At 59.0% G+C, this 11,004-nt stretch carries 10 protein-coding genes; 6 read left to right on the forward strand and 4 right to left on the reverse strand.

Annotated features, from left to right (window positions below):
• Positions 1-611 precede the first annotated feature (611 nt).
• The 6 genes from LCM4577_RS13770 (at position 612) to LCM4577_RS13795 (ending at position 6,256) form a co-directional block, all read left to right on the forward strand.
• The gene (locus tag LCM4577_RS13770) at positions 612-1,997 is read left to right on the forward strand and encodes a CpaF family protein (RefSeq protein ID WP_071071752.1); all 1,386 of its coding nucleotides are present in this window, start codon (positions 612-614) and stop codon (positions 1,995-1,997) included.
• Entirely contained in the window at positions 1,997-2,968 is a 972-nt protein-coding gene (locus LCM4577_RS13775) for a type II secretion system F family protein (protein ID WP_071071754.1), read from the forward strand. Before LCM4577_RS13770 ends, LCM4577_RS13775 begins: the two co-directional genes overlap by 1 nt.
• Positions 2,969-2,986: 18 nt before the next feature.
• Positions 2,987-3,937 carry a type II secretion system F family protein gene (locus LCM4577_RS13780; RefSeq protein ID WP_071071764.1) on the forward strand — a complete coding sequence of 317 codons (951 nt, stop codon included), beginning with the start codon at positions 2,987-2,989 and terminating at the stop codon, positions 3,935-3,937.
• Between the two features lie 66 nt (positions 3,938-4,003).
• Positions 4,004-4,546, forward strand: coding sequence for a tetratricopeptide repeat protein (locus LCM4577_RS13785; protein WP_071071757.1), 543 nt, complete (start codon positions 4,004-4,006; stop codon positions 4,544-4,546).
• Entirely contained in the window at positions 4,543-5,088 is a 546-nt protein-coding gene (locus tag LCM4577_RS13790; protein ID WP_071071758.1) for a prepilin peptidase, read from the forward strand. The genes LCM4577_RS13785 and LCM4577_RS13790 overlap by 4 nt, the downstream gene beginning before the upstream one ends.
• Positions 5,089-5,287: 199 nt before the next feature.
• Entirely contained in the window at positions 5,288-6,256 is a 969-nt protein-coding gene (locus LCM4577_RS13795; RefSeq protein ID WP_131803461.1) for a phosphatase PAP2 family protein, read from the forward strand.
• An 11-nt stretch (positions 6,257-6,267) separates the two neighbouring features.
• Here the strand turns inward: LCM4577_RS13795 and LCM4577_RS13800 are convergent, their stop codons facing one another.
• The 4 genes from LCM4577_RS13800 to LCM4577_RS13815 all read right to left on the reverse strand — a co-directional run.
• The gene (locus LCM4577_RS13800; protein ID WP_071071762.1) at positions 6,268-7,500 is read right to left on the reverse strand and encodes an ABC transporter substrate-binding protein; all 1,233 of its coding nucleotides are present in this window, start codon (positions 7,498-7,500) and stop codon (positions 6,268-6,270) included.
• Between the two features lie 149 nt (positions 7,501-7,649).
• Positions 7,650-8,258, reverse strand: a complete 609-nt coding sequence (locus tag LCM4577_RS13805; RefSeq protein ID WP_338012032.1) for a transglycosylase SLT domain-containing protein — start codon at positions 8,256-8,258, stop codon at positions 7,650-7,652.
• 248 nt (positions 8,259-8,506) lie between these two features.
• Positions 8,507-8,875: a hypothetical protein gene (locus LCM4577_RS13810; protein WP_041010296.1), complete on the reverse strand. Its 369-nt coding sequence runs from the start codon at positions 8,873-8,875 to the stop codon at positions 8,507-8,509.
• 110 nt (positions 8,876-8,985) lie between these two features.
• Positions 8,986-11,004 (reverse strand): type I secretion C-terminal target domain-containing protein (locus LCM4577_RS13815; RefSeq protein WP_116390054.1); only part of this gene is annotated, 2,019 nt, incomplete at its 5' end.

Raw genomic sequence — 11,004 nt, forward strand, 5'->3', positions numbered from 1 at the left:
ATCGCCAGGATCGCCGCGCCGGCGATGATCCCGATCAGAATGGAATATTCGACCATAGCAGCGCCGTTTTCATCGTCGCGGAACTGCCGGGTCATCGTCATGAGCTTCTTCATGCCAATTTCTCCCTTTGGAGGTTTGAACCCGACGAGACGAGCCTAAGGATGAACCCCATACCCAAGCATCCCCCGTCGAGTTCAATCCTAGGTCGCGCGAAAAAGCAGTGTCAAACGGATTAACCGAAGCTTAACCCTTCAATACTCTGCCTCAGGCATTTTCAATTTGAGCAAGCGCTTGATTCGCCTTGTTTTTCAAGCCGCCTTAACCATTCATTCACAATTTGGCCACCGTGCTGGCTTGATCTCAATTACATTAGGCAGTTAACATATACGTTTATATCTAGTGGCTTAGAAAACATATTAGCGCGTGATGTGACAAAAGTCTTAGGACTTTGGTCGGGGGGGCTCGCTTCGGATTGAAGTAAATCGATTTCCCGATGGATCGATTTTTTAACTATGTTGCAAGTAATACACGATTGCGGCCGGCTCGCTGCTTGTGCCCCTCGTGGTTAACGCTTAGTTTCGATCGGGGATTTAGCAGGGGGATCGGGCGGCATGTTGGGTCGCTTCATTAAAGGGCCGGGGGAGCAGAGCGCGTCGCAATCGACATCCACGCCCACAATCGCCAATGGCGCGATAGTCGTGCAGCCGGCGCAGGCCGAACCAGCGTCCGACGATTTTCTGTCGCTCAAGGTCGATCTGCATCGGCATCTCATAGATAGATTCAATCTGACCGCCCTTGAAAACGCCTCCAAGGACGAGATCCTGAATGAGATCCGGCCGATCGTGCGCGAATTTGTGCGCGGCAGAAATGTTCCGCTAAACGCGCGCGAGCTGGATCAACTGACAAGCGACACGGCCGACGAGATGCTAGGTCTCGGCCCGATTGAACCGCTGCTCAAGGACGATTCAATCGCCGACATTCTAATCAATACTCACAACCACGTTTTTATCGAGCGTCGCGGCGTGCTTGAGGAGACCTCGATCCGCTTTCGGGACGAGGCGCATCTGCTACGCATCGTCAATAAGATCGTCTCAGCCATCGGCCGACGGGTCGATGAATCCGCGCCGATGGTCGACGCGCGCCTCGAAGACGGGTCGCGCGTCAATGTCGCCGTGCGACCGGTCTCGGTTGACGGTCCACTCGTCTCGATCCGCAAATTCTCCAGAAATCCCTATTCGCTTGAACGCTTGATGGCCTTCAATTCGATCCGCCAGCCCATGATTGATCTGTTGCGGATTGCCGTCCAGGCGCGTAAGTCGATCCTGGTTTCAGGTGGCACCGGCAGCGGCAAAACTACGCTGCTCAATGCGCTATCGAGTTATATCCCGGCCAAGGAACGACTGATTACCATCGAGGACGCGGCGGAATTGCAATTGCAGCAGCCGCATGTCGGTCGCCTCGAAACGCGCCCGCCCAATGTCGAGGGCAAGGGCGAAGTCCGCCAACGCGAGCTGGTCAAGAACGCGCTGCGTATGCGCCCCGACCGCATCATCGTCGGTGAGGTGCGCGGTGAGGAAGCCTTCGACATGTTGCAGGCCATGAACACCGGTCACGAAGGCTCAATGACCACCATCCACGCCAACACGCCGCGCGATGCGCTGTCGCGTCTAGAACAGATGGTCGGCATGGCTGGTCTGCCGATGACCCAGGAGTCGATCCGCTCCCAGATTGCATCCGCCATCGACATCATCGTGCAGACGCAGCGTCTGGCCGATGGTGGCAGGCGAGTTATTTCCATTTCGGAATTGACCGGCATGGAAGGGAACGTCGTCCAACTCCAGGAACTCTATCATTTTGTTCGGCGCGAGGTGGCGGCAGACGGGCAAATCATCGGCGAATTTCGCGCCACCGGAATCCGCCCGCGCTTTGCCCAGGAGGCGGCAACGCTCGGTCTGCACTTCGCCAAGGACGCTTTCAACCCGCAGGTCCCGCTCTGATGATAAGCAGCGAGACGCTTATCTACTTCGTGTACGTGCTGGCGGCAGCGTCAGTCATCCTGGCAGCCGAGGCGCTGTATGTCACTTATGTAAGGGGTCGCGATCGCACCGGCACGATAAACCGGCGACTCAAGCGATTGGCGGATGAGGCCCCGGCGGAGCAGACCCTGCAGAGCCTGCTGCGTGAACGTGGACTGACCGAGTCTGGCGACTATGTATTCGGGGCGATTGCGCTCAACCGGCTCTACACCCAATCAGGTATAACCGGAAATCCGCTAACATTTGTCGCGATCTTCATACTGGCTGGACTTATCGTAGCGCTGATTTTGAAACTGCTGGCAGGTTTCTCCGCGCTTCCAGCTCTAATCTGCTTTGCATTTGTAGGATTTATCTTGCCTCTTCTATTTCTTCGTCGGGCTCGCAACAAGCGAATCTTGAAGTTTGCCCGCCAATTGCCAGATGCCCTGGATATGATCGTACGCTCTCTGCGCGCCGGCCATCCGGCCTCGGTGGCGATTGGGTTGGTTGGCCGCGAAATGCCTGATCCGCTCGGCACCGAATTCGGCATTGTCGCTGACGAGGTCACTTTCGGACTGAGCATAGAGCAGGCGGCACGAAAGCTATCGGAGCGTGTCGGCTTCGAGGGGCTTCATCTTCTATCGGTGTCTCTGTCCATTCAGTCCAAGACAGGCGGCAATCTCACGGATATCCTTGCCAACCTGTCCAAGGTTCTGCGTGAGCGGCAAAAGCTTCGGATGAAGATCAGGGCGCTATCGGCAGAAGGGCGCTTTTCGGCGTGGGTAATCTCGCTGTTTCCAATAGTCATGTTCGCCATTCTCGCGTTGGTTGCCCCGAGCTACTACGGGAAGGTTTGGGGCAACCCCCTCATCTTTCCGGTGTTTACGATCTTTGGCGTGTGGGCACTCCTCGGCGACTTGATCATGTACCGTATGGTTAACTTCGATTTTTGATTGGAGCGGAACATAGACATCTTGTCGAACATATTGGGTTCCGAGTTTCTCGTTTCCCTTTCAGTATTTGCGGCTGCCGTGGCGCTCTTTCTGTTTGCCGCATTCGTTTTTTTGCCCGCTTTTCAGACGCGAAGGCTAGTCACCGAAAACTTGATATCGGAAGGGATCATCAATCGGCGCTCCTTGGGCGCACAGGAGCAGCTGGTCAAGATTTCGGCGCGGAGACCTGTGGATGCCTATTTCCGCGCGCTGGAGAAGGAGCGCGGTGCGCCAGATGCCTTGGAAGCCAAATTGTTTCGGGCCGGCTTCTATCACGTGAGCGCGCCGGCTCTTTACACATTGTCGCGAATTGGCGCCGTCGCCTTTGGTTTTCTCGTCTGCTACATCGCGCTGGCAATGGTATTGCCGCCGAAAGTACCAGCCTTCGTTTCGTTGGCCGGTGCATCGCTGTTCGGATTGGCTTGCGTTGTTATTCCAAGTATTGCGCTCGACCGCTTCGAGAACGCCCAAAAGCGGACGTACCGTCGCGGCTTTCCCGATTTCATGGATATGATGATCACCTGTGCGGATGCCGGCATGAGCCTGGAGGCCGCGGTCGAGCGAGTGAGCCAAGAAATGGCCGGCACGCACAAATGGTTGGGCATCCAACTTYCGATCATGAATCTGCAACTGCGCGCCGGCAAATCTCTTCGCGATTCTTTGCGAGAACTCGCCGATCGTATCGGCTTGGAAGAAGCCAGGGCTTTGGCGGTGCTGTTCCGGCAATCGGAGGAACTTGGCACCAGCCTGACCGAAGCGCTGCGCGTCTACAGCGATGAAATGCGGACACAGAGAATCCTTCATGCGGAGGAACGTGCCAACGTGCTACCGGTCAAGATGATGATCCCGCTGGGCATTTGCATCTTCCCCGTGGTCCTGATGATCGTCCTTTTGCCGGTGGTCATTCGCATGCGGGGCATTTTCTTCTGATCTGTCATATGATTAAGTTCTAAAATTGAGTCGGAGGGCTCCTTGGAGCACAAAATAACAAGGCCGATGCGCATCGCCGCCGCAGTCAGCGTGCTGCTGGTCCTGCTTGCCGGTTGCCAATCGACCGACGCCAACAGCACCGGTGTGGTGCGAACAAACGAGCCTGCCAAAGGCGACTTTACTGCCTTTGGCGATGCCTTCGACGGTCTGAAGACGGTAAGCGACGTCGACTACTACGCCTCCGATCAGGCGGTCACCGAGGCCAAGACCCAATTCCGTTCCGAAAATTACGGCAATGCCGGCGCGTTGTTCTATAAGGCTACGCGGTTGGCTCCCAATGATGGCGTCGCCTGGCTGGGCCTTGCCGCCTCCTGCGACCGCATCAGGCGCTTCGATCTGGCCGACCTCGCCTATAGTCGCGCCTACCGGCTACTCGGCGCGACGCCGGAATACTACAACAATCTCGGCTATTCCTATCTTCTGCGGGGCAAGCTGCAGGAGGCGCGCAGCAACTTCCTCAAGGCCTATGAACTGGCGCCCAACGATCCGACGGTGGCCAACAATCTGAAGCTGCTATCGTCCAGTGTGCGGAACATCGAGCGGTCATGAGCCTTTTGCTTGCTGCCTCGCTTCTGCTGAGGGCGGTTGCCATCCCGCTACTCGCGAGAGTGGCTTGGCTTGACTTCACCACGCAGAAAATATCGAACCGTGATGTGCTGCTGTTGCTATGCCTAGGACTGGGAGCATTGCAGCTTGTTTCGGTGCTGACCGGGTCGTGGTGGGACATGGGCCTCAGCGCGCTCGGTGGGCTCTTGCTGCTCGTTGTGCTCTTCCCGTTCTGGATCCTGCGCAAGGTGGGCGCCGGCGACGTGAAATTGATGGCCGCCATGCCCTTTCTAATCGGCGGCGACGGTCTCGTGGTTTTCACCGTGTTTCTGCTGGTTTTCGCGGTCGCCATAGTCGTGCTCGTGAAGAACCCATTCGTGCTGCCGGCAGGCGCGTTCCGCCTCTATGTCCAGCATATGGATCGCAAGGGAGTCGTGCCATTCGGCGTGCCGATCTCGGCGGCCGCCATCTGCACTATCGCTTTGGAAATATATCACGCGATTCTCGTGGCAACGAGTTCTGGAATCTTGGAGCAGCTTAATTAGGCTTTGTTTCGAGGTAGAGGCAGCGTGAACTGAAAGAATGTGCTTCGGAGTGACTCGGCTGGAGGAATCGATGGAGGGGAATGAAAAGGTCGATTTTCCAGCGCTTTCCGACTCTTCTCGGGAAAGTTCCACATCCCATCCACCAATCATATGCGGATGATCCACCTTGCACCTGGCTGTTCGCCGGGGACTGATTTTGATGAGCGCATATAGCCGATACTTAGTGGTTATACTCGTCACCATCGGGCTAGCCGTGCTTTCCGACGCCATCCTATTGCAACGATCGGCTATTTATCTCGCATCTGGAACTGCGGCGGTCGCGGCGCAGGGCGTTGCCTTAGGCGCGATGTTCTTGGGCTTATCCAAACTGCTCTATCTGGCCATGCGCCGTGCGACTGGTGCACTTGGAGATACGCTGATGAGGGTATCAGAAGGGCTTCAGAGCGTCGGTATCTTCCTGATGCTGTTGTTCATCCTTCAGCCCGCCAGCGGCCTGTACATGTTTCTCGCGGCCGCTAATCAACATCCGTTGATGGACGGAGCTATGGCAGCAATGGATCGGTCAATTGGCTTCAACTGGCCGGCCGTGGTCGAGGCAGCAAATTCGTCCCCGTTGTTGGCCTCAATTCTTGTGGCCAGCTATGCCTCTGTCCTCTATCAGGTGCCGCTGGTGCTGATCTTCCACGCCTCGATGGAAAGCCAGGCTCGGTTCTTCGAATTTGCGGCCACGTGGGTCGTGGCCCTATTTATCACCACCACGATGTCAATGCTGATCCCGACCGCCGGAGCCTATTCCTATTACCAGCCGCAGGCGTCGTCCTATAGCCATTTCACGGCGTTTGGCGGGTTGGCGCACTTGGAAACCCTTCATCAGCTTCGCTCGCTAGCCCCGTACGAATTCACCGTGAGCAAGCTGGTCGGACTGATTTCCTTTCCGTCATTTCACACATCTCTCGGCATTCTGATCGTCTTTGCCCTTCGACGCACATTACTTTTCTGGCCGGCCGTGATGGTCAATGCTGCAATGATCGCTGCCACCATTCCAGAAGGCGGCCATCATTTCATGGACGTCATTGGCGGGGCTGTTGTAGCCGTCATCTCGATCGGCTTAATCCGTTGGGTCGGCAAAGAAGCCAACACCGAGAGAGCTCAAGTCAGCGTGATTTGATAGCTGCCCCCTCAAAACCCCGCCGTCTGTTTCTCCACCAGCTTCAACCGCCCCTTCTCCACCTTGAAGAACGGCATCGATCTTTGGCTCGAGCCGTCGCTGCGGAAGCGGAACAGGCCGGTCGAGCCGCGGAAGCCGGTCGTGTTCTCCAGCACCTGCTTGTTGAAGCCGGCGGGGCCGGCCGCGCTCGCTATGCCCGCGCTCAGCGCCACCATGTCGTAGGCATAGGCGACGTTGACGTCGGGCTGGTACTTGTAGGCCGCCTTGAACCGGTCGGCGATCGGCCCGGTCTCGCTCTCGTCGAGCGTCGCGATATAGGCGCCCTCGTAGAGCGGATCCACTGGCCGCTCGAGCCAGCGGTCGGTGCCGATCAGCGTCACCGTCTTGCCGGGAATGCCTTTCGCCTTCAGCGCGGCAAGCACCGCTGTCGGGCTGCCGCCGCCGCAGGCGACGACCACCGCGTCGGGCGCCTCGACCAGCGAGCTCATATCCGACACCACCTTGGCGCCGCCGTCCGTCGGCGAATAGGGCAGCGTCACCGCAAGCGTGGCGCCATAGATGCTGAGCGCGTTGGCCACCCGGGATTCGATGGCGCTCGAGTCGGCGCCCGCCGGCACCAGCAGCACGAATTTCCTGGCGCCCTTGCCGGCGATCGCCGCCGCGCCGGCCGCGGCACTATCGGCTTCGCTGAGCCGCACCGAATAGACGCCGGGGCCGCCGGCGAAATTGTCGGCCAGCGCCAGCACCGGCGGCCGCTTGGAGCCCGAGAGCTTGGCAAGGTGCTGCGCGGCCGCAAGCTCGGACGGCCCGATGACCGCCTTCGCCGTGCCCGAGGTGATCGCCTTCACCGCGAGGTCTTTCGCGTAGCCGCTGTCGCCGCGCGTGTCCTCGATCGTCAGTGTCAGAAGCTTGTCGCCGAGATCGGCCATTGCGAGCCGCGCGCCGTCATACATCTTCCGGCCGTTCTCGCCCGTGCTGCCGGGCGCCGAAAGCGGCAAAAGCATGGCCACCTTGGTCGGCCCCGTGCCGAGCGTCAGCTGGGCCTTGGCGGCGGCGGCCGAGGTCGGGCTGCCCGATGCCGGACTGCCTGGGGTCTCGATATTCGCCTGCTGGGCGGGCGCCGCGGCCGCACTCGCCTGGCCGGCGGGTGCCGCGATCGCCGATGGATCGAGCACGTCCGACGCGCCGCTCTTGGATTGGCATCCGGACAGCGTCGCGACGAGCCCGAGAGCGATCGCCCCCAATGCATGTCGCCCAAAAGTGGTTCCGGTTTTGGGGAGACGACATGCATCCGACAAAGACCTGAGGCGCGCCGCAACGATCCGTTTCGGCGCGGCGCGCTTCAGGTCCGGATCGTGCCGCTCACGTTTCATGATGCTTCCACCCCCAATAGCTAGCCGTCGAACAGCCGCGCTCTCAGCGCCCGTATCGTCCTTGCTTGCGCCGGGCTGCGATACTCGGCGCATTTCATGTAGCGCGGCCCGGGCACGAACACGCGGCGCACGCAGACGCGCTTCTCCTGGCCGGTCACAGCGCCGTCCACGGAAGCGTCGGACAAGCCGATCGTCGCCACCGGCAACGGCCCGGCTATGTCGAGGCCTTCCCGCGCCAGGATCGCGCGTGCGCGCTGGCAGTAGTTGACCGAGCGGACCGAGAAGCGGGTTTCCCCGTGCCCGGCCCGGTATTTCATCACGGTGGTGCAAAGATCGCCCGCGGCGAGCCTGTTTGCCTGCGCCAGATATCGGACACCAAGCGCTATGTTGGTGGCCGGCTCGCCGAGCTCGTCGAGCGAACCGCGAAAGCCGAGCATCCGCGCCGTCGCCGGCATGACCTGCATCAGCCCGACCTCGCCGTCGGCGCCGCGCACGCCGGGATCGAACCCGCTTTCGATCTCCATCACCGCATGCGCCAGCACCGGTTCGAGGCCGTAGAGCGACGCCTGGCAGGTGGCGAACGCCTTGAAGGTCTCGGCGGTCCGTTCCGGCGCGGCGGCGCAGTGCACGGGCCGCGCCCCCGGCCGCTGCGGCCGTTCCAGCCAGTTGGCGTGGACGGATGTTTGACACACACAGAGCAAGGCGACCGCTAAAGCAATTCCAGGAAAAGTGCGTAGCGGTTTTCCGTTCGGAATTGCGTCAAAACAAGGAACTGGATCGTTTCGCCGTTTCCATGCAACGGTGAAACGGTCCAGCGCGATCGCCGGTTTTCCGTCGGCCACCATCGCAGCCAGCCGGTGCTCGCTTGCCCGTCAGCTCAGTGCATGTATTCGACCATGCGGTCGTGGAAGCATTCGCATTTGTTGAGCGTGTCTTCGTCCTTGTAGTTCGTCTTGAGGTAGCCATAGGCCATGCCGCAGGCGACCTTGGCTTCCGAGGCCCAGACGAAGGCGGGACGCGACGAGTTGATCCATTCCGGGCTGTTGGCGACGGCGACCGATTCGTCCATCAGCTTCACCACATGGTCCTTGAGCTCGACCATGTTGTCGGTCAGCACCAGGTCCGAGGTGCCGACGGTGCGGCAATAATTCACCGCCGGCTCGCCGATGATATCGGCGGCGAAGCCCGTCGACCCGGCCAAGAGCAGCGCCGCGGCCGAAGCCAGAAGTCTCGCGGAATGTTTCATGTAAGCCCCTCTTCGAATTGCGAATTCACGGTTCTCTAATGCTTAGCATGGAAGCGTGGCCAAGCGCTACGTCAACTGAGCCAATCACGTTTGTTCTATCGGTACGTTGATCAAACAGTCACAGTTTCCGTATGCGCTGGCTGGCTGTGATCGTAAAGGATACTAATCGTAGATCCGACACCAACTCCCGTCAGCGTTGCCACTTCGACCATGTTGCCCCCGGCAGCGGTACCGTTGTCGTCGACCATCACGTGAGCGTCGCCGTTTGAGAAGGTGACGTTGACCGAGTCGCCTACCTGCGGATCACTAGTCGGCGCGTCGCCTCCGAGGGATTTAAGCAGCTCTGACAGGTCGATAACGTCCTGGCCGGGTGTATAGTCTGCAATGACATCGGCCACGTGGAGCGTGAGCTTGGATGCATCGATCACAAACGTGTCGTTGCCGGCACCGCCAGTTATGTGGTTGAGACCGGAACCGCCGTAAAGGATGTCGTTTCCGTCGTCGCCGTAGAGGGTGTCGTTGCCGAGACCGCCAATGAGCAAATCATTTCCACCGGCGCCATGCAGGGTGTCATTTCCATTCATCCCAGCTAGGACATTGTCCGAGCCATTGCCGGTCAAGGAATCTGCAAAATCCGAGCCGATGATATTTATTACTCCTGCTGCAGCAGTCTCGGTCACGCCCGACCCGGAACTCGAATGGTCGCTCGTTACACTGCCTGAGGAGAGCAAATCGACTGCCAGCGAACTTGTGGAAGTGTCCCCGTCCGCATCCTTCAATAGAAGGTCGAAGTTCAGTTCGACCGAAGGGACACTTGTGGAGGTAGTGACAAATGCAAATGCACCAATGTCGAACGACTCACCATCCAGGCTGGGAGTAGTCCCATTGATGGAACGCGCGTTCTCGATTTCAATCCTATCATATCCAGTCCCGGACGCGGTGACGAGAACGGTGTCGTGAAGGTCGAGACCAGTGATCAAGTATCCGCCATGTCCATCCGTCGTCAACGATGCGAGGTTCAGACTCACGCCGTTAACTTTGATGTCGGTGATCGTGTTGAGCTGCGGGTCGTTCGCCAGCGCGGCGGAGTCATTCGCTGTGTTGGGGTCATCACCCGCGTTGTAGATGCGCACCCATGTTTCGATGGAGTCCGCTGGTGGGCTGCCGTTCACCTGTACGATGGAAAACTGGAAGTTATTGACGTCGTAGTGCGTCGAGTAATTATATGAATTGTTGTTGCCGTTGGAGACGGTCGCATCGTTGACGAAATCGATCCGCAGGTTGTCTCCGTCATTCATGGAGTTGTTGGCGACGCCGATGCCGATCGTACTTGCCGAGACCGACGATCCCGACGCGGCATTGCTTGTGCCGTTCGCCGCGCGCTCGTAGCCGGAGAACAGCACATCCTGGGTGGTCCCAGCCACATCTAGCGCCTTGAATTGCTGCGTATTTGAGCCAAGTGCCGAAAAATTGTCAATGTGCGTCTGCTGCGTGGCGCCAATCGCGGCGAACACTTCAATCTGGTAGTGGTCGGAACTGGATGCCAGGCTTCCGTCCGGCAGCAGCGTTATCTGGAATATCTCGGTGCCGGTGTTCAAACCGCCGGTCCATCCCTGCAACTGCATCGGGGTGTCAGGATTGGAATCATGGTCAACGAGGTACAACAGGATAGGCTGACCTCCTGATGTCAGATTGACCGTGCTTCCGTTTATTACGCCGGTGGCCTGCTGGCCGTTCACGATGTTAGCAAAGCTGATGGACCCAAGCTGGTCAGCGCCGACATTGTTGTCGATGTTGGCATCCCAATCCAGATCGAATGTCGCGATGCTGTTGGCCGCGTTGATGAGAACTGCCGTCTCGGGAGACAGMGCCGTCGGCGCATCGTCGTTGAAGGTGATGGTGAGCGTGCCGGTCGTGGACGAGTTGTCGGCGTCGGTGATGGTGTAGCCGAGATTGACGGTGGCGTTGTTCTCGTCGTTCGGSCCCTGYGCCTGCAGCACGTTGTCGAGCAGCGTGACGGTGTAGGCGCCGGTCGCCGGGTCCGTCACATGGACGGTGAACAGGGCGCCGCGCGGGCCGGTTGCCGTCAGCGTGTCGTTGGCGGCATTCCAGCTGTAGGTGACGCTCTC

Origin of the sequence: Mesorhizobium sp. LCM 4577 (assembly GCF_001854795.2) — a bacterium.
In the GTDB taxonomy this organism is placed as follows: domain Bacteria; phylum Pseudomonadota; class Alphaproteobacteria; order Rhizobiales; family Rhizobiaceae; genus Mesorhizobium; species Mesorhizobium plurifarium.